Annotated in this window: 15 protein-coding genes; 12 read left to right on the top strand and 3 right to left on the bottom strand. The window is 63.4% G+C overall.

The window, feature by feature from the left end; all coding sequences use genetic code 11:
• Positions 1-1,121 precede the first annotated feature (1,121 nt).
• Complete coding sequence (cysQ, locus tag F8N85_RS18055; protein WP_150804908.1) at positions 1,122-1,886, top strand: 3'(2'),5'-bisphosphate nucleotidase CysQ; 765 nt, start codon at positions 1,122-1,124, stop codon at positions 1,884-1,886.
• 259 nt (positions 1,887-2,145) lie between these two features.
• On the opposite strand, the gene F8N85_RS18050 is transcribed toward cysQ, so the two are convergent.
• Both F8N85_RS18050 and F8N85_RS18045 read right to left on the bottom strand, forming a co-directional pair.
• Positions 2,146-3,483: a spinster family MFS transporter gene (locus F8N85_RS18050; RefSeq protein WP_150804907.1), complete on the bottom strand. Its 1,338-nt coding sequence runs from the start codon at positions 3,481-3,483 to the stop codon at positions 2,146-2,148.
• Complete coding sequence (locus F8N85_RS18045; RefSeq protein ID WP_150804906.1) at positions 3,480-4,463, bottom strand: flavin reductase family protein; 984 nt, start codon at positions 4,461-4,463, stop codon at positions 3,480-3,482. Before F8N85_RS18045 ends, F8N85_RS18050 begins: the two co-directional genes overlap by 4 nt.
• 198 nt (positions 4,464-4,661) lie before the next feature.
• Between F8N85_RS18045 and F8N85_RS18040 the strand changes: the two genes are divergently transcribed.
• The 6 genes from F8N85_RS18040 (at position 4,662) to F8N85_RS18015 (ending at position 13,878) form a co-directional block, all read left to right on the top strand.
• Positions 4,662-6,098: a coniferyl aldehyde dehydrogenase gene (locus F8N85_RS18040; RefSeq protein WP_150804905.1), complete on the top strand. Its 1,437-nt coding sequence runs from the start codon at positions 4,662-4,664 to the stop codon at positions 6,096-6,098.
• Between the two features lie 55 nt (positions 6,099-6,153).
• Positions 6,154-7,806 (top strand): methyl-accepting chemotaxis protein, encoded by a 1,653-nt coding sequence (locus F8N85_RS18035; RefSeq protein WP_150804904.1) that lies wholly within the window; start codon positions 6,154-6,156, stop codon positions 7,804-7,806.
• Between the two features lie 96 nt (positions 7,807-7,902).
• The gene (locus F8N85_RS18030) at positions 7,903-9,498 is read left to right on the top strand and encodes an amidase (RefSeq protein ID WP_150804984.1); all 1,596 of its coding nucleotides are present in this window, start codon (positions 7,903-7,905) and stop codon (positions 9,496-9,498) included.
• Between the two features lie 185 nt (positions 9,499-9,683).
• On the top strand, positions 9,684-11,393 hold the full coding sequence (locus F8N85_RS18025) for an FAD-binding protein (RefSeq protein WP_150804903.1): 1,710 nt from the start codon (positions 9,684-9,686) through the stop codon (positions 11,391-11,393).
• Between the two features lie 8 nt (positions 11,394-11,401).
• Complete coding sequence (locus F8N85_RS18020; RefSeq protein WP_150804902.1) at positions 11,402-13,099, top strand: FAD-binding protein; 1,698 nt, start codon at positions 11,402-11,404, stop codon at positions 13,097-13,099.
• On the top strand, positions 13,096-13,878 hold the full coding sequence (locus tag F8N85_RS18015; protein ID WP_150804901.1) for an SDR family oxidoreductase: 783 nt from the start codon (positions 13,096-13,098) through the stop codon (positions 13,876-13,878). Before F8N85_RS18020 ends, F8N85_RS18015 begins: the two co-directional genes overlap by 4 nt.
• Positions 13,879-13,948: 70 nt before the next feature.
• Here the strand turns inward: F8N85_RS18015 and F8N85_RS18010 are convergent, their stop codons facing one another.
• Positions 13,949-14,734, bottom strand: a complete 786-nt coding sequence (locus F8N85_RS18010; protein ID WP_150804900.1) for an enoyl-CoA hydratase — start codon at positions 14,732-14,734, stop codon at positions 13,949-13,951.
• A gap of 141 nt (positions 14,735-14,875) precedes the next feature.
• Here F8N85_RS18010 and F8N85_RS18005 point away from each other — a divergent pair, with 141 nt between their 5' ends.
• From F8N85_RS18005 to F8N85_RS17985, 5 genes are read left to right on the top strand one after another with little or no spacing between them, the layout of a single operon-like run.
• Positions 14,876-15,661: an SDR family oxidoreductase gene (locus F8N85_RS18005; protein WP_150804899.1), complete on the top strand. Its 786-nt coding sequence runs from the start codon at positions 14,876-14,878 to the stop codon at positions 15,659-15,661.
• A gap of 56 nt (positions 15,662-15,717) precedes the next feature.
• Positions 15,718-16,701, top strand: coding sequence for a bifunctional MaoC family dehydratase N-terminal/OB-fold nucleic acid binding domain-containing protein (locus F8N85_RS18000; protein ID WP_150804898.1), 984 nt, complete (start codon positions 15,718-15,720; stop codon positions 16,699-16,701).
• A gap of 12 nt (positions 16,702-16,713) precedes the next feature.
• Positions 16,714-17,847, top strand: coding sequence for an acyl-CoA dehydrogenase family protein (locus tag F8N85_RS17995; protein WP_150804897.1), 1,134 nt, complete (start codon positions 16,714-16,716; stop codon positions 17,845-17,847).
• Positions 17,819-18,238 (top strand): MaoC family dehydratase, encoded by a 420-nt coding sequence (locus tag F8N85_RS17990; protein ID WP_150804896.1) that lies wholly within the window; start codon positions 17,819-17,821, stop codon positions 18,236-18,238. Before F8N85_RS17995 ends, F8N85_RS17990 begins: the two co-directional genes overlap by 29 nt.
• Before the next feature lie 17 nt (positions 18,239-18,255).
• Positions 18,256-19,434: a lipid-transfer protein gene (locus tag F8N85_RS17985; protein ID WP_150804895.1), complete on the top strand. Its 1,179-nt coding sequence runs from the start codon at positions 18,256-18,258 to the stop codon at positions 19,432-19,434.

Below are 19,434 nucleotides of genomic sequence, written 5' to 3'. Positions count from 1 at the left end.
TTGTTGTCGTTTATCAACGTACAACTGCCGCGGTTCGGACTTATGCGCGACTTGATGTTTTAACATCAGGCGCAACATCTGCAGCATGGGGTTGCGGGGCAGGGCGGAGGCGACAGCTGCCGCGTGGTCGAGCACCACATCGTCATGGTTGGCGCGCGCGGCTTGCTGGCTGATGTGGGTCGCCAGCTCGCGGGCACCACTGAGCATGTCGCTGGCTTCGGGCAGGTGGAACAGATGCAGCCGATCGGCGCGCTCGCCCGCCCAGGTGATGAAGGTGGCGGCGCGTTGCCAGTGCATGCCCGAGAGCAGGGCGAACACCTTGCGTTCGGCCGAGCGATGCAGGCGGTCGAAGAAATCTTGCAGGTGCGGCGCGCGTAACCCGTCTTCGTAAGGCAGCCAGAGCACCTTGCCGCGATTGCTGATCGCGCGCAGCACGCCGTAACTGAGCTTGCCTTGGTCGTTGCGCGCGCCGTAGTCGTCAACCCAGAGGATCTCGCCGTTCTGCGCGCGAGCCTGGTCGAGGATGTGCCCGTAGGTGCTGCGGTACCAGCGCTGCACCGCCAGCGAAGCCTTGGCGACACGCTTGGCCGGGCGCTCGGCATTGAGCTGCCAGCGTTGCAAATAATGGGCGGCAGTGCGCTCTGGCAAGTCGATATCGTGCAGGCGCTTGACCAGTGCCTGCATGGCCTCCAGCTGCCAGAGCAGGAACGGCAACTGGTGCCGTTCCGGCAGCGTGCTGACCAGCAGTTGGTAGATGTTCTGTTCCTGTTGTGCCGAGAGGCTGCGGCCTTCGCCTTGCTTGCGCCCGCGGTCGCGCACGGGCACGGCATTCCAGCCGCCGGCTTGCCAGGCCTTGTAGGCGGCGATGATGGTCGGCGAAGAGAGACCGGTGTCCTGGCTGATGGCTTTGAGCGTGCTGCCGGCGATGCGCAACTGCACGGCGCGCAGGCGGAGCCTGTTGATCTGTGGAACGGATAACTGATTGCCGTGGGACACAGGAACTCCTGTTAAACATCCATTTGCTGATTGGCGGTGTTGCGGATGTCTGTACTGTTCCCCGAGCCGGAAAACGGCGCATAGGCCGTATGGACCATATGAAGAACAAAAACAGGAGAAATCCCATGAACGAGTCAATGGCTGTTCTGCTCGAAGATGTCATCGGTATTGCTCGCGCAGCGGGCGAATTGGTGTTGGAGGTGTACCGCTCGGATTTCGAGGTGCGCGGGAAGGTCGATACCTCCCCGGTGACCGAGGCTGATGAGCGCGCCGAGACCCTGATTCTGCAGGCCTTGGCGGCGCGCACACCGGAGATTCCGGTGATTTCCGAAGAGGCCGCCGCTGCTGGCCAGGTGCCCGAGGTGGGCCAGCGTTTCTGGCTGGTGGACCCGCTCGACGGCACCAAGGAGTTCATCAATCGCAACGGCGAGTTCACCGTCAATATCGCCCTGATCGATAACGGCGAACCGGTGCTGGGGGTGGTCCTGGCTCCCGCGCTGGAGCGTCTGTTTGCCGGCGCCCGTGGTTGCGGAGCCTTTATCGAACAGGCCGGGCAGCGCCAACCCATCCACTGCCGGGCGGTGACGGAAGAGGGCCTGGACGTGGTTGCCAGCCGCTCCCATGGCGATGCCGAGGCGCTGGATAAATTCCTCGATGGACGCAAGGTGCGTTCACTGAAAAGCGCCGGCTCATCGCTGAAGATTTGTCTGGTGGCTGCCGGCGAGGCGGACCTTTATCCGCGCCTGGGGCGCACGATGGAGTGGGATATCGCCGCGGGGCATGCGGTGCTGGTCGCCGCCGGCGGGCAGGTCTGCACCCTGGCCGGCGATGCGCTGCGTTATGGCAAGCCCGGTCGGGACAATCCGCATTTCTACGCTCGCGGGCTATAGACCCTACCCGGTATCAGCTTGCGCACGGGCCGCTTCCAGAGAGGGAGGCAGGCCCTCTGTGGTTTAAAGGTTGGCGATGTGGTGGGTGATTCGAGCTTCGGCAGCCATCAGCGCCGCCAGCGACCCACTTGACCACTGGTTAGTCAAATGTGGAGGGACGCAGGCAACCGACAGCCATGGCGAGGTTCTCGCCGCCGATGCGACTGTTCAGGCGATGCTCGACCTGACATAGCCTGAAGCTGTAGGGCACCTCATGAGGTTACGAGACGGTCGCCGCGTGACGATAGGCCGTTCTGGACGCATGGCTCGCCGTGCGTACCAGCAACAGCACAGCGCCAAGTATCGGCAGGTTCACCAGCAATAGCGCATAGCGCAGCGACTCCTGGCCAAATCGCGGTAGCAGCATGTCGCTGAACAACCCGGTGATCAGCGGGCCGACGCCGACCCCGAGCAGCGTACTGACGATGGTTTGCAGGGCCATGGCACTGCCGCGCCGACCTGGCGGCACCAGTTGGGTGACGAGGTTGAAGGACGGCGCGACCCACCACACGGCAAAGAAGGCATAGAGCGCGCACCAGAGCATGGCGCTGGGGATCGGTACATCACCGAGGCGGATCAGCACGGCGTCGGACCAGAGCAGATAGGGAATCAGCGCGCAGAGGGCCGTCAGATGGCCCAGCACGGGGATGGAAATCTGCCAGTGCGGGCGGCGGCGGCTCAGGCGGTCACTTAACCAACCGCTGAACAGGCCACCGATCCCCGCCGAGATGCCGCAGATCACCCCGACCAACAACCCGGCGTGTTGCAGTGACAAGCCGTGGGAGCGCACCAGAAAACTGGTGTTCCACATGCCGATGGCATAGGCGCTGAGCGTGGTCAGGCCACCGGCGAGGATCAGGCAACGGTAGGCTGGCAACGCCCAGAGCTGGCGTGCTTCGGCACCCATACCCAGCAGTGGAGAGGGCGAGTGAGCGTGGGGCGTGAGGTCCCAACGACCGCGTTGCGGGTCGCGCACGACAAAGGCCAGGAGGACGCTAAACACCAGCGCGGGCACGCCAAGGGCAATAAACCCACTGCGCCAGCCATAGTGCTCCACCACCCAGGCTCCGATACTCAAACCGATGATCGAGGAAAAGGTCGGGGCAGAGGTAAAGCAACTGATCGCGAATGAGCGTCGTTGCGGGGGATAGAGGTCAGCGATCACTGACAGCGAAGCCGAAGTGGTCGGCGATTCACTGACCGCTACCAGCATCCGCGCCATGGCCAGTGCCAGGAAACTTCCGGCCAGCCCACAGGCCATTGTCGCCACGGCCCAGAGCAGGCACGACATGGCCAGCAGGCGCGTACGCGGCATGCGGTCCACCAGCCGTCCCGCCGGCAAACCCATGAGTGCATACACCGCCGCGAACGCCAGGCCGGAGATCAAACCCATGGCGGTATCGCTGACGCCGAACTCGGCTTTGATCGGTTCAATCATCACCGCGAGTATTTGTCGCCCGACGAAGTTGTCGGCGAACACCATGGCGAGCAGCAACAGCAAACCGTGGCTGCCCCAACCGACCCTGGCTGGCGGTAGCGTGCCCAGGCCGACGGTCATCGCGGCGCCCAGAGATCCGGCAAGCCGGGGTCACTCACGACAATCAGGCGTTTGAGCAAGACCTTCAATGCTTGTGCGTCGGCGGTGCCGAGCTTGGCCGAGAGGTCCTCTTCCACGGCCTTGGCCAGCGCCAGTTGACGCAGTGAAATCTCCCGGCCCTGGGCCGTGAGGACAAACCGCAGCGACTCGGCCGAGCCCTCGATCGCCACCAGGCGCTGGTGTTCGAGAAAACGCATGCTCGCCAATGTGACTTCGCGGCCGGTGTAAGCCACGAAGGTATTGATTTCCTCGAGGCTCAGGTTGTCTCGGATGCACAATATCGACAGGACAAAAAACGCCCATTCGTCCAGTTGCTGATTACTCAGCATCTGCCGCAGCGTATTGAGCACCTGATAATGGCCGCGCCCCAACAGGTAACCGAGCAAGTCCTCGGTATAACTGCACTCAGGGGGCGGCGGCGTGGTGGCCAGACGCAGTTCATTGCGCGGCTTGCGGGTCGCCAGGGCATACTGGCCGCTCTGGAACGCCAGCGGCGCACGGTCGCTGTGATCGAAGGCGAGGACTTCACCGACAAAAATCACGTGGTCGCCGCCTTCGTACTGGAACGCGGTGCGGCATTGAAAACGCGCCGTGCAGTCTTGCAGCAGCGGTGCATCGCTGACGCCATTGTCCAACTGGATCTCAGAAAACTTGTCCTCGCCCTGGGTAGCGAAACGTCCCGACAGGGTTTCCTGTTCGGTGGACAGCACGTGGACGTTCCAGTGTTTGCCGCTGGTGAACACCGGCAAGCTCCGGGCCTGTTTGGACAGGCTCCAGAGCACCAGCGGCGGGTTGAGCGATACCGAGTTGAAACTGTTGGCCGTGATCCCCACCGGTGAGCCGTCTTCGGTCTGGGTGGTGATGATGGTGACCCCGGTGGTAAAGGTGCCGAGTGCGGCACGAAAAGCCTGGGGATCGAAACTGACGTTCTGCATTGCCATGACTGGCCTCATGGGGTGGGATTTTCGTAGGGCCAGTATTGGTCGCTACACGCTGTTTAACATCGTCTCAACGGACTAACAGATTTGCTCGATCCTCGTCCGATCGGACGAGGCGTCGCGAAGGGTGCACGGCTAGGGTGGCGGCAAGCGCATCGGGCGCTTCCCGGCCATGGGGCCAGTACCAGCAAGGGGACACGAATGAGTTCAGTCACATCATCCGTCCAAGGGCTTACCAGCCTGTTATCCCGGCAAAAAAGCGCATTCGCCAGCGCCGGTGCGGTGAGCGCCGACACCCGCCGACGTCGACTCCAGCAAGTCATCGATCTATTGGTCCGCCACCATGGCGCGTTGACCGAGGCGATCGACCTGGATTTCGGCGGCCGGCCTGCCGGTTTCTCGTTGATGAATGATGTGCTGGGCGCCCTGGCCTCACTCAAATATGCGCGTGATCATCTGCATGACTGGATGCAGGATGATCCGCGTGCGCCTTTCGCGCCTTATGATCAGCTCGGCGCCAAGGCGTGGGTGATGCACCAACCCAAGGGCACGGTGGGCATTCTCGGCACCTGGAACGCACCATTGTTTACCCTGTTCAGTCCCTTGGCCTCGGTTCTGGCCGCAGGCAACCGGGCCATCCTCAAGCCGTCGGACGTGGTGCCACGGACGGCCGAATTGGTGGCGCAGCTGTGCGCTGAACACCTCGACCCGCTGGAGATCGCCGTCGTCACCGGTGATGTGGAACTGGCCGAAGCCTTCAGCGCTCAGCCGTTTGACCACCTGGTGTACACCGGCAGTACCGCGACGGGGCGGCTGGTCATGCGCAACGCCGCACAGAACCTGGTGCCGGTGACGCTGGAGTTGGGCGGCAAGTCGCCGGTCATCGTCACCAGTAGCGCCGACCTCAAAAAAACCGCTTTCAGTATCGCCGTGGGGAAAGCCTGCAATGGCGGGCAGATCTGCATCAATCCGGATCTGGTGTATGTGCCCAAGGCGCTGCTTGAACCTTTCCTTGAAGCGCTGCGCACGTCCTATAGCGAACTCAACCCAACGGTAGCCGGCAACCCGGATGTGGTGGCGGTGGTCAACCAGCGGCACCTGGACCGGGTCGAAGGTTACGTGCTGGATGCCCAGGCCCGTGGCGCACGCGTCGAGTGTCTGCCCAAGCCCCTGGCGCTGAATGCCCAGGACCGGCGCCGCCCCCTGCGCGTGGTGGTCGACCCGGCGCCGGACAGTGTGATCATGCGCGAAGAAATCTTCGGCCCCGCCATGGTCGTGCTGACCTATGAAGACCTCGAGCAGGTCATAGACGATATCAATGGTCGCCCACGCCCGCTGGCGCTGTATTACTTCGGCAAAGACCCCCAAGAGCAGCGCTACGTGCTGGAGCACACCGTATCCGGCGGGGTGACCGTCAACGATGTGATGATGCACGCGGCGATGCACGATGCGCCGTTTGGCGGCGTCGGCGCCTCGGGCATGGGTCATTACCACGGCCATGAAGGATTTCTCGAGTTCAGTCACCAGCGCACGGTGTTCAAGGCGCCGGAGCATGACCCGCGTCGTGAGTGGGGGCTCTTGCCGCCGTATGGCGAGCACTTCCTGGCGGCCATGCTGGCCAGCGTGACTGCCGACTGACCCAGAGCGGGGCGCATCCCGCGCCCCGTCAGTTGCACGAGATAAGCCATTGTTTATGTTCAAGACAATCACTATCGCTCAGCGCTTGTGGCTATGGGCGCTGCTGGCCACATTGTTGTTTGTACTGGCGGTCGGTTTTGGTGCGTATGGCTTGCAGCAGGCGCGCGACAGCCTGCGGGCTATAAACGAGGACAATCTGGCGACGCTGTTGATGTTTGGCGAGGTCCAGCATCGGCTCAATGAGAGTCGGCGCCAGGTCTTGCTCGCCATCCAACAGGACCCCGAAGGACCGTTGGTGGCGGCGTTCGACCGCCCCGTCGAAGCAACGCTGAGCGTAATCGAGACAAACAATCGGGCGCTTGACGAGCTCTGGGCGCAGTATCGTCAACGCTCCCTGACCAACGAAGAGCAACTGGCGGCCGACGCTTTCTCCAACCATTACCAGGCATGGCATGACGAGTTGGACATCCTTCTAGAAACGTTTCGTGCCGGGGATTTTCGGCTGCCAGGCATTCTTTCATTCCTGCGCATGGCCGAGCCGCAAGGCAATGCTGCCGTGCTTGAGCTGGGCAAGTTACAAGCGTTCCAGCAGGCCGCGGCCGAGCACGCGTATGAGGCGGCGCAACAACGCTATCGCTCGACGGTTCTGGCTTACCTGGCGCTGGCTGTGGTGGGCGTGCTCGCGGGCAGCCTTACTGCGTTTTCCACCTTGACTCGGCTCAAGCGCGCCTTTGCCCAGGCCGGCGCCAGCGTGCGCGCCATCGCCAGTGGTGACTTGTCGCAACCCATCGTGGTCAAGGGCCATGACGAGTTCGCGCAGATGCTCGGCGACATCGCGGGGATGCGCGATAGCCTGCACGGGCTGATCTCGCAAATGCGCACGCTGGTACAGCGCGTCAGTTTTGAGGCAGCGCACATGGCCGAGTCGGCGGAGCTGGCCTCGTTGGCCACCCAGCAGCAGGCCGACGCGGTGCGCGGCATTTCCAGTGCAGTCGAGCACCTGTCGGCGTCGATCGGCGAAGTGGAAAACCATGTCGAGGTATCGCGCAGCATCACTCAACACTCGGCGGGGCGCTCGGGCAAGAGCGAGGGATTTATCCGCGACATGGCCCAGGAGATGAACCGCATCAGCGATGTGATCAGCGATACCGCCGTGCATATTCGCGAACTGGAAGGTTTCTCCGACGAAATCAGCCACGTGCTCAAAGTCATTCGCAGCATTGCCGAGCAAACCAATTTGCTGGCCCTGAACGCGGCCATCGAGGCGGCGCGGGCAGGCGAACAAGGTCGTGGGTTTGCCGTGGTCGCCGACGAGGTGCGCTTGTTGGCTCAGCGTACCGCCAGCTCGATTGGTGAGATCGACCTTACCGTGCAACGCATTCAGGAAGGCACTCTGGCCGTGGTCGACGGCATGGGGCGGGTGGTCAGCCGCGTGCGCGACGGGGTCAGCCTGGCGCATGAGGCCGGCGACTCGGTGGCGCAGATTCGCAGTGGCACCGATGACGTGATCCGTAGTGTGGATACCATTGCCATGGTGATCACTGAGCAGGTGCGGGTGACACGAGAAATGGTCGCGCGGGTCGAGAGCGTCTCGGCAGGCACCGGCGCGCTGTCGGCCAACGCCGGTCGCAGTGCCGTTGCTGCGTCGGATCTGGAACAACTGGCGCGGGCGCTGGATCAGTTGTCGGCCCGCTTCAATGTGGTTTGAATGCCCGGCCTGGATCAAGCCTGGCGGGGCAATCGCTGAGACATAAAGCCGTTGAATCACCCTCATAACAAAAACTGACAGGGCGCGATGATCACTATGCACACCAACGAACACCAACCGATTACTGCCTCGACAACCACTTTATCCAACACGTCGGAGACCGGCTGGTCCCGGCGCAGCGTACTCAAGGCCGGCGCTCTGGCCGCCGGCGTCGGGATCCTGGGGCGTTTTGCCGATGCCCGTGCAGCGGGTCTGTCGGCCAGTGACTACCAAGGGCTGGACGCCTGGGCCATGAGCCAGGCAATCCGCACCGGCGAGCTGCAATCCGAAGACCTGCTGGCGGCGGCGCTGGCTCGCTGCCAAGCGGTCAATCCCCGGGTCAAGACGGTGAACATGCTGCACGAGACCTACGCCCGCGCGCTTCTGTCCCAGCGCCGCTCCGCCGGCACCGAAACCCAGGGCACGCTGGCTGGCGTGCCGGTGTTGATCAAAGACCTCAATACCTACCTGCAAGGCACCTCGACCAGCAATGGTTGCCGGCTGTTCAAGGACGCCCCGCCAGCGGCCCGGACCAGCACCCTGATCACCCGCTACGAGCAGGCCGGGGCAGTGCCTTTTGGCAAGACGACCTGTCCCGAGTTCGGCTTGACCACCACCACCGAATCGTTGCTCTGGGGACAGACGCGTAACCCGTGGAACCTGGCCATGAGCGCCGGTGGTTCCTCAGGCGGCGCGGCGGCGGCCGTGGCGGCCGGGATCGTGCCTGTGGCCCATGCCACCGACGGTGGCGGCTCGATCCGCATTCCCGCCTCGTATTGCGGTCTGGTCGGGCTCAAGCCCAGCCGTTATCGCACACCGAGCGGGCCGGCGCATTTCGAAGGCTGGTTTGGTGCCAGCGTCGGCAATGTAGTCTCGCGCACGGTGCGCGATACCGCGCTGTTTCTCGATGCCGGCCAGGGCCATGAAGCGGGCAGTGCCTACTGGATCCCGCCGCTGCAGCGGCCGTATGTCGAAGAGTTGCAGCGCGAGCCGGGCAAGTTGCGCATCGCCGTGGTTCGCCAGTCATTGACCGGCGCGGCGCTGGAACCGGCGATTGCAGCCACGCTGGAGCAGACCATCAAGCAATTGCTGGGACTGGGGCATGAAGTCGAAGAGCTGACGCTGAACATCGATCCACGCCAGCTGTTCGGTGCTCACGGTACGGTGATCGGCACTGCATTGCGCACCGCGATTCACGACCGCGAACAAGTGTTGGGGCGGGCCGCCACGGCGCAGGACCTGGAGAAAATCACCCTGGTCAACCTGGAACGCGCTCAGGCCACCACGGGTGAAGACCTGTACCGCGCCCGTCAGTCGTTCGAAAGCATCGGCGCGACGATGGAGCAGCCGTTCGAACGCTTCGACGTGATCCTGTCGCCAGTCACCGCCAACCTGACACCGCAACTGGGCTTGCTGACGCTGGACCAGCCGTGGGACAGCTATGCCCATCACGCAATGGGCAGCGCCGGCTTCACCGTGTTGGCCAACGTCAGTGGCCAACCGGCTATCTCGCTGCCGCTGGGCCAAAGCGACAACGGTTTGCCGGTGGGCATGATGTTCACTGCCCGCCTGGGTGGCGAAGACGGGCTGCTGCGCCTGGCCAGTCAACTGGAGCTGGATCGTCCCTGGGCCGCCAGGCGCGCCGTCCTCTAACAGCGCTTGCCTGGCCCTTTCGACCGGTTGTTCCAGCTTTATGAGCAACCGGCATTCGGCCGGGTTACTAGTCCGCTTTGACGATGAGCCCGGCCAGTGCAGCCCCGATCATGGGCTGCACTCCGCCAGCATTCGCGCAGCGTCGTCGGCGGTTATTTCTGACCTCAGCTAATGGCATAACAACAATGACGGCTCAAGTTCAGTCTCAGACCCACTACGACGTGATTGTCGTTGGTTCGGGCGCAGGTGCAATGACGTCGGCGGTGTTCCTCGTCGACCAGGGTTTCAGCGTGCTGGTCGTGGAAAAAAGCGACAAATACGGCGGCACCTCGGCGATCTCCGGCGGCGGTATCTGGATCCCCAACAACCACTATTTTGCCGACATGAACGGCAACGACACTTACGAAACGGCCTTGCTTTATCTGCAGGCAGCAGCGGGCGAACATGTCGATGAGTCCCGGCTGCGCACCTATCTGGACAACGCACCGAAGATGATCGAAGAGCTTGCCCGGACCAGTCGGGTGCGCTACGCGGTGGCCGCCAAATACCCCGACTATTACCCGCATCTGCCGGGTGCGCTGGCCGGCGGCAGGACCCTGGATCCGGAGTTCTTCGATACCAGCCTGTTGGGTGACGAACTGGACAACCTGCGCAAACCTTCGCCGTCGACCTTGCTCATGGGATGCATCGCCTGGACCGCCCGCGATGCGCACAAGGTCATGGCGCGTGGTTTTGGCTGGCGCCTGCTGATCATGGGCCTGATGCTGCGTTACAAACTCGATTTCAAATGGCGCCGCAAAAGCAAGATCGACCGCCGAGCGTCCCTGGGTAGCTCGCTGGTGGCGTCGCTGCGGCGCTCGCTGATGGATCGCAACGTGCCGCTGTGGCTCAACACCGATTTTTCTGGTTTGCTCACCGAAGGCGGGCGGGTCAGCGGCGTCACCGTGCGGCGTAACGGCGCCGAGGTGCAACTGCACGCGCGCCACGGGGTGATCCTGGCGTCCGGTGGTTTTGAACAGAACCAGGCGCTGCGTGAAAAATACCTGCCGCAACCGACCCGCATGGCCTGGAGTGCGACACCGCCGGGGAACAACACCGGCGCTGCGCTGGAGGCCGGGCTGGCTCAGGGCGCGGCCACCGCATTGATGGATTGGGCCTGGTGGGCGCCGACAATTGCCGTACCGGGCGAGGAAAAACCCCGAGGGATCTTTGCCGAGCGCGCGTTCCCCGGCGCCATCGTGGTCAACAGCCTGGGTCAGCGCTTCGTCAACGAGGCCGCGCCGTATCTGGAGTTCGTCGATGCCATGTACCGCGACAACGGGCTCACAGGTGGCAAGTCGGTGCCGGCCTGGGTGATTTTCGATGGGCATTTCCGTTTCAACTACGCAATGGGGCCGTTGATGCCGGGCCAGATCATGCCTGACAGCCGCTTGCGCAAGGAGTGGTTGAACAACCTGTACTGGAAGGACGACACCCTGGCCGGGTTGGCCAGACAGATCGGCGTCGATGCCACCGGTCTCGAAACCACCGTGGTCAAGGTCAACGATTATGCGCGCACGGGTAAAGATTCGGACTTCGGGCGCGGCGGCAATGTGTTCGACCGTTACTACGGCGACAGCAACATCAAGCCCAACCCGTGCCTGGCGCCATTGCGCAAAGGCCCGTACTACGCCATGCGTCTTGATGCCGGGGACATCGGCACCAAGGGCGGCCTGCTGACCAACGAACATGCGCAAGTGGTCCGCGAGGACGGCGCCGCCATCGCCGGCCTGTACGCAATTGGCAACTGCTCGGCGTCGGTGATGGGTACCAGCTATCCAGGCGCGGGCGGCACACTGGGGCCGGCGATGACCTTCGCTTATGTCGCCGCCAACCACTTGGCCAGCCAGCGATAGGAGGTTGTATGGCGACGTTCGATGACAGTTTCTGTACGCCGATCCAGACACCTTTGCAAATCGCCGACAGCAGCGCGTTGCTGTGGGACGAGCACTGCGATGTGTTGATTATCGGGTGGGGCGCGGCCGGGGCCTGCTCGGCGCTGGAGGCTCGTGCCCTGGGTGCCGATGTCTTGATTGCCGATCGATTCACCGGTGGCGGTGCCAGTGCCAAGAGTGGCGGGGTGGTCTACGCCGGTGGCGGTACCCGCCATCAGCAGGCGGCGGGTTTCAGCGACACCCCCGAAGCCATGTTTGACTACCTCAAGCATGAAACCCAAAACGTAATCAGCGACGACACCCTGCGGCGCTTCTGTGCCGACAGCGTCAGCAACCTCGACTGGCTGGAAAGCCACGGTGCGCCCTATGGCCACCAGATGCCACCGGGCGGCAAGACCTCTTACCCGCCTGACGGTTACTTCCTCTATTACTCCGGTAACGAGCTGGTGCCGCAGCATGGCGGACCGTTGCCACCGGCGCCAAGGGGCCATCGCACCGTGGGCAAAGGCCAGTGCGGCGCGGTGTTGTATGCCCACCTCAAAACCGCTTGCCTGCATGCCGGGGCTCGACCATTGCTGCAAGCAGCGGCCAAGCGCCTGGTGGTGGACTCGCAGGGGCGGGTGGTGGGTGCCGAGATGTGGTGCATGCCGCCCGGCAGCCCGCAAGCGAAGCTGCATGCGCGCCTGGCCGCTCGAGCCGAGCGTTTGCAGAATTTCGCCCCGGGTTACTGCAAGAAGCTGCGTGAGCGGATCGGCCAGCTCGAACGGGACTTCGCCCGACCACGGCTGGTTCACGCCCGGAACGGCGTCATTCTCAGTACCGGCGGTTTCATTTTCAATCGCGAACTGATCAAACGGCATGCGCCGAAATTCGAGCGTAACTTCAAAGTCGGTGCCACAGGCTGTGACGGCAGCGGCCTGCGCCTGGGAACCAGCATCGGGGGCCAGGGTGCCGGGCTGGAGCGGGTGTCAGCCTGGCGTTTCCTCAACCCGCCGTACAGTTGGCACAAGGGCATCGTGGTCAATCGCGAGGGCCGGCGTTTCTGCAACGAAGAAGTCTACGGCGCGACCCTGGGTCAACCCTTGATGGAAGAGCAGGGCGGTAAAGCCTGGCTGGTGCTGGATGCCCCGTTGCGCAAGAAAGCCATCCGTGAGGCATTGTTTGGCGGCTATTGGTGGTTTCAAAGCTTGCCCGCCCTGGTCCTGATGCTGTTCAAGGTCCGCAAGGGCCAGCACCTGAGCCAGTTGGCCACGGCCACCGGGATGAATCCGACGGCGCTGCGCGAATCGGTACTGGCGGCCAACGCAGCAGCCCGTGGCGAGGCGCCCGAGCCTTTCGGCAAGTCGCCGGGCGGGCGTCAAGTGCTCGACCAGGGGCCGTTTTATGCCTGCGACATTTCCGTGACCAACCCGGTCTTTCCACTGGGTGCCTTGACCCTCGGCGGATTGCGCGTGGACGAGCTCAACGGCGCAGTGCTGGACGGGCAGGGCCAGGCGATACCCGGCCTGTACGCCGCAGGGCGCACCGCGCTGGGCATTCCTTCGCACCTCTACATCAGTGGTTTATCCCTGGCTGACTGTGTGTTCTCCGGACGTCGCGCTGGAGCCGCCGCTGCCCGGTTTATGGATCAACAGTTGCATCCGACCCTTGCACAAGAGACGACATGATGACGAGCAACCACAACAACAAAACCGGCCGGGTTCAAGGCAAGGTCGCGCTGGTGACTGGCGGGGCCAAGGGCATCGGGCGGGCCAGCGCCCGTTTACTGGCCGCGGAAGGCGCCCACGTGCTGATCAGCGACGTAGATGTCGCGGCGGGCGAGGCGCTGGCCGCTGAAATCGGGTCGGCGGCGGCCTTTATCCGGCATGACGCCAGCAGTGAAAGCGATTGGCGGGAAGTTATGGCTTATCTGCGCGAACAGCATGGGCGCCTGGATATTCTGCTGAACAACGCCGGCATCCTGCTCCATGGCAACATCGAGGACGCGACCCTGGAGGACTGGCACAAGGTCATGCGGGTGAATGCCGATAGCGTGTTTATCGGCTGTCGCGAAGGCATCGCGTTGATGAAGGAAACCGGTGGTTCGATCATCAACCTATCGTCGATAGCGGCCCTCGCCGGGCGCGATGATTACCTGGCTTACAGCGCCTCCAAGGGTGCGGTCGCCGCATTGTCGCGTTCGGTGGCAGTGTTCTGCCGACGGCGCAAATACCGCATCCGCTGCAACACCCTGCATCCGGACGGCGTCCTCACGGACATGACCAGTGGCAGTTTCCCCAAGGGTCTCGATCCGGCGCGGGTGACCATCGACAGCGACCCGATGAACCGCATGTGCCTGCCAGAGGACGTAGCGGCCAGCGTGCTGTTCCTGGCCAGCGACGAGGCCCGGGCGATCAATGGAGTCGAGTTGCGCATTGATAGTGGGCAGATGGTCATGAGCATCTGAGTCAACCCTGATCTGTCGACACAAACCCGTAGGAGCCAGGCTGCTACGGGTAATTCGCGCCTGTGGGGTGTTAATTCCCCTCAAACTGAGCCGGGCGTTTCTCGATAAAGGCTTGCATGCCTTCCTTCTGATCCCGTGAGGCGAACAACAACGCATTGGCCTTGCGCTCCAGCGCCAGGCCGGCTTCCAGTGGCGCGTCCATGCCCGCCAGAATCACTTCCTTGATCTGTTCGGCGGCCAGGGCTGGCATGGCGGCGATGACGCGCGCCAGTTCCAGGGCGTGGGCCTGCACCTGGTCATCGTCGACCAGGTCACTGATCAGTCCGGCGACCCAGGCTTCCTCGGCGCTGATCGGTTGGCCGGTGAGCGCCATGCGCATCGCCTTGACCTTGCCCACCGCGCGCACCAGCCGCTGGGTGCCACCGATGCCCGGCATGATGCCGATGCGGATTTCCGGTTGGCAGAAGCGCGCGCTGCGTCCGGCGACGATCAGGTCGGCATGCATCGCCAGCTCACAGCCTCCGCCATAGGCATAACCGCAGATTGCCGCAATCACCGGTTTCGGGCAGTGCTGGATCGGCCCCCAGACCCGCTCGGTGTGACGCTTGTAGATATCGATGGCGCCGACCCCGGCCATGCTGTTGATGTCGCCACCGGCAGCGAACACCTTGTCACCGCCCGTCAGCACGATGCAACGCACGTCGGGATCAACCCCCAGCTCACTGAAATGATGCGACAGCAGCGCCTGCAACTCCAGGCTCAAGGCATTGCTCGCCTGAGGGCGATTGAGCCGCAGCAGGGCCACGCCCGGCAGTGGGCGTTCGAGCAGAACCGGTGCAGCGAAGGGGTCGGACATGGGCATCCTCAAAGACCAGACAATGTGTGAGTGACCGCCAGTGTCCTGTTCGCAAGGTTAAATTTTCATCGTCCGTTCAGACGTAGTTTGGCCCTGAGTTCGTCCCTAGAGTGACTCTTGTCAGTAGAAAAGGAGCACATGATGGAGCTGCATTCGGGTCTTGATTACAGCGGCAAGGTGGTGCTGGTCACCGGTGGCACCAAGGGCATCGGCGCCGGTATCGCGCTGGGGTTCCTGGCCGCGAACGCACGGGTGATCGTCTGTGCCCGGCGCGAGCCTGAACAGGTGCCGACGCAGGGTGGCAAGCGCGCGACCTTCATCGCCGCCGATGTGCGTGACCACGATTCCCTGCAACGCCTGTTCGCCACCATCGAGCGCGACTTCGGGCGCCTCGACGTGGTGGTCAACAACGCCGGCGGCAGCCCTTCCGCCGACGCAGCCACGGCTTCGCCCAGGTTTCATGAAAGCATCATCGGTCTGAACCTGATCGCGCCGCTCAACGTCGCCCAGCACGCCAACCGGCTGATGCAGGCACAGGTGCAGGGCGGTTGCATCGTGTTTATCGGCAGCATCAGTGCGCTGCGTTCCTCGCCAGGCACCGCCGCCTACGGCGCGGCCAAGGCCGGGGTGCTGGCGCTGGTGCAATCGCTGGCGGTGGAGTGGGGGCCCAAGGTGCGGGTGGTCACGGTCAGCCCGGGGCTGGTACAGACCGAGCAGTCGCATTTGCACTACGGCTCCGAGGCCGGTATCGCCGCCGTCGCGGCCGGCATTCCGGCCGCCCGCATGGCAGTGGCCGAAGACATCGCCAACGCCTGTCTCTACATCGCATCGCCGCTGGCCAGTTACGCCAGCGGTTGCAACCTGTTGTTGCATGGCGGTGGTGAACGCCCGGCATTTCTCGGTGCCGCGCAGGTTCTGCCCACCTGATCGACCTATTGCGGCGACCGGGTTCGGTGGCCGCCTTCAATGTGAAGGAGACGACTTTGGCTGATCCACAATTGCTATCCAATGTGCGCGCCCTGGTGGGGCGCCAGTACGGCCGCGTGTATGCCTGGGACGAGGTCAATGCCCCGATGATTCGCCAGTGGTGCGAAGTCATGGGCGTGGACAACCCGCTATACACCGACGCGGGTTTTGCCTTGGGCACCGTCCATGAGGGCCTGATCGCTCCGCCTGCGATGTTGCAGGTGTGGACCATGGAAGGCCTGCACGCCAACAACTATCCACTTGGCTCCACCGACGAGAACCCTTACGAGGTGCTCAAGGAAATGGAAGCCTACGGTTATGCCTCCACCGTGGCGGTGAACTCCGAGCTGAGCTTCACCCGCCCGGTTCGCCTGGGCGAAAAGCTCTACTACACCACGCGCCTGGACTCGGTTGGCGATGAAAAAACCACTGCCCTGGGCACCGGTTTTTTTGTCACCCTGGTGATGAGCCACTTCGTTGAAAAGCCTGGAGGAAAAGAGCCCAGCGGCGATGAGCCGGTGGGCGAGTTGCTGTTCCGCGTGTTCAAGTTCCGTGCGGCGAATGCCCAAGCACCTGCCAAGGTTGAGGCGGCACCGGTCAAGCCCAAGCGTCCGCTGCCGGGCATCAGCGACGACACCCGGTTTTTCTGGGACGGCTGCGAGAAGGGCCAATTGCTGATCCAGCGCTGCACCGCGTGCCAAACCTTGCGCCATCCACCGGCGCCGGTGTGCATCCAGTGCCACAGCTTCGACTGGGACACCTTGCAGGCCAGCGGCCGCGCCAGCCTGTACTCGTTCGTGGTGATGCACTACCCCGAAGTCGCGCCGTTCGATTACCCCAACCCGATCGGCCTGATCGAGCTGGAGGAGGGCGTGCGCCTGATTGCCGGCCTGGTCGGTATCGAGCGCGAGCAACTACAGATCGGCCAGCGCTTGCAGGTCGAGTTCCAGACCTTCGATGACCAGTTGACGCTGCCTTTGTTCCGGCCGGTAGACGCGTAGGAGCCATTCACCATGGATTTCGAATTAAGTGAAGACCAGCGCGCCATTGCGCAAATGGCCGACAGCCTGTTTGTCGACCATTGCCATGACGACTACATGCGCCAATGGGACACCAGCGGCGAACCGATGATGGCGCCACTGTGGAAGCTATGCATCGAGACCGGGCTGCAGGCCCTGGCCATTCCCGAAGAATATGGCGGCAGCGGCCTGGGCATGACCGAGCTGATGCTGGTGTTGCAGGCTCAAGGCAAGGCCCTGGCCCAGGTGCCGTTGTGGCGCCATCAACTGGCGGCCGCGACCCTGGCCCGTTTCGATGCCAGCGACAGTGCGGGATGGGTCGCCAAGGCGGCGTCCGGCGAAGCGCTGTTGAGCCTGTCCGTCGATGCGTTGAGCAGTGCGCTGGGCATCGAACTGCAGGCGCAAGCGACTGATGGGGGCTGGTCGGTCAATGGCCGGGTCGCGGCCCTGTCCCTGGGTGATCAAGCCCAGGCTGCACTGGTACTGGTGCAGGTCGACGGCCAGCCGCGCTTGCTGCTGTTGGACCTGTCAGCGCCCGAAATCCAACGGGTGTCGGCGGTGTTGACCCACGGCGAAGCGGTGGCCGACCTGCACATCGAGGGCTTGACCGTGAGCGGCGCAGCGCTGTTGCCGGCCGAGGCCGTTGCCTGGCTGGAACTGCGCAGCGTGGCGGCGCTGGCTGCCTTGCAATTGGGGGTTAGCGAAGAGCAGATCCGCCGCACCGTGGCCTATGTCAGCGAGCGCCGGCAGTTCGAGCGCAGCATCGGCAGCTTTCAGGCCGTGCAGATGAGCATGGCCGACACCCATATCGCCGTCGAAGCCTTGCGCACGGTGCTGTGGCAACTGGCCTACCGCATCGATGCCGGCTTGCTGGCGCCCTCCGAAGCCCTGGCCACCGCGTGGCTGGCCTGTGAAGCGGGGCACCGCATCGGCCATGTCGCGCAACACGTGCATGGCGGCATCGGCGTCGACCTGACGTACCCGATCCACCGTTTTCTCTACTGGAGCCGCGGCCTGTGTCTTGCCCTGGGGGGGTCGGCTGCAAACCTGGAACGCCTGGGCGACTGGCTCAACGATAACGACAAGCTGGGATGGAAATATGACCTCGAAGAACACCAAGCGCTTTGAAGACGTGCGCCCCGGCGAAGTACTGCCGGAGCTTGCCGTGCCAATCACGGTGACCCTGATCAACGGCGGGGCGATTGCCACCCGTGATTACTTCCCCGGCCACCACGACGCGGACGCGGCCCGTGCCTTGGGTTCGCCCCACGTGTTCATGAACATCCTCACCACCAATGGGTTGGTGCAGCGGTTCATCGAGCAGTGGGCCGGGCCGCTGGCGCAATTCACCGCGCTGAAAATCAAGCTCGGCGCACCGAACTACCCCGGCGACTGCATGACCTTCAGCGGCAGCGTCACCGGCGTCGATGCGCACACCCGCTCGGTGGAAATCACCTTGAGCGGCAAAAATTCCATGGGCAACCACGTGACCGGCACGGTCGCGCTGGTCCTGCCCTGACAGCCGGAGAGACACAGATGACTGATTCATCGATTTCCGGGCGTGCCGCGATCGTTGGTCTAGGCGCAACCGAATTTTCCAAGAACTCCGGACGCACCGAATTGCGCCTGGCCCTGGAGGCCACCTTGAGTGCCCTCAAGGACGCCGGCATCGACCCGAGCGAGGTCGAGGGTTTCAGTTCCTATTCCGTGGACAAGGTCCCGGAATACGAAATTGCCCGTTTGCTCGGTTGCAAGGACGTGAAGTTTTTCTCGCAAGTACCCCACGGTGGCGGCGCGGCTTGCGGGCCGGTGATGCACGCGGCCATGGCAGTGGCGACCGGGATGGCGAAAGTGGTGGTGGTGTATCGCGCCATGAACGAACGCTCGTGGTATCGCTTCGGTACCGGTAACTACGGCTTCGCTTCGGCGCCGACCTTCGATAACGTCAACTACGGCTGGTACATGCCCCACGGTTTCCATACGCCGGCAGCCTGGGTCGGCATGTTTGCCCAGCGCTACATGCACACCTATGGCGCCACCTCCGAAGACTTCGGCCGGGTCGCCGTGGCGGCGCGGGATTTTGCCGCCACCAACCCCCAGGCGTTTTTCCACGGTAAGCCGATCACCCTGGAAGAACACCAGGCCTCGCGCTGGATCTGCGAACCGCTGCACCTGCTCGATTGCTGCCAGGAATCCGATGGCGCCGTGGCGATGGTCATCACCTCGGCCGAGCGCGCCCGTGACCTTCGGCAGAAACCGGTGACCATCAAGGCCGGTTCCCAAGGCATCAGCCACGGCCAACAGAGCATGACCTCGTTCTACCGCGACGACATCACCGGGCTGCCGGAAATGGGCGTGGTCGCCCGCGAGCTGTATCGCCAGTCAGGCCTGGGTCCGGAGTCTTTCCAGACTGCCGTGATCTACGACCACTTCACCCCCTTCGTATTACCGCAGCTTGAAGAGTTCGGTTTTGCCAAGCGCGGCGAAGCCAAGGAATTCATCCGCGCCGGGCACCACGCCCGTGGCGGCAAACTGCCGATCAACACCCATGGCGGGCAATTGGGCGAAGCCTACATCCACGGTATGAACGGCATCGCCGAAGCGGTTCGTCAGGTGCGTGGCACCGCGGTCAACCAGGTGGCGGATGTGCAGAACGTGCTGGTCACTGCCGGCACCGGCGTACCCACCAGCGGCCTGATTCTCGGCGCAGCCTAA

The sequence above is a fragment of the Pseudomonas fluorescens genome, assembly GCF_902497875.1.
GTDB classification, from domain to species: domain Bacteria; phylum Pseudomonadota; class Gammaproteobacteria; order Pseudomonadales; family Pseudomonadaceae; genus Aquipseudomonas; species Aquipseudomonas fluorescens_BR.
Note: the sequence above shows the minus strand (reverse complement) of the source record. Positions and strands in the feature narration are given on the sequence as shown.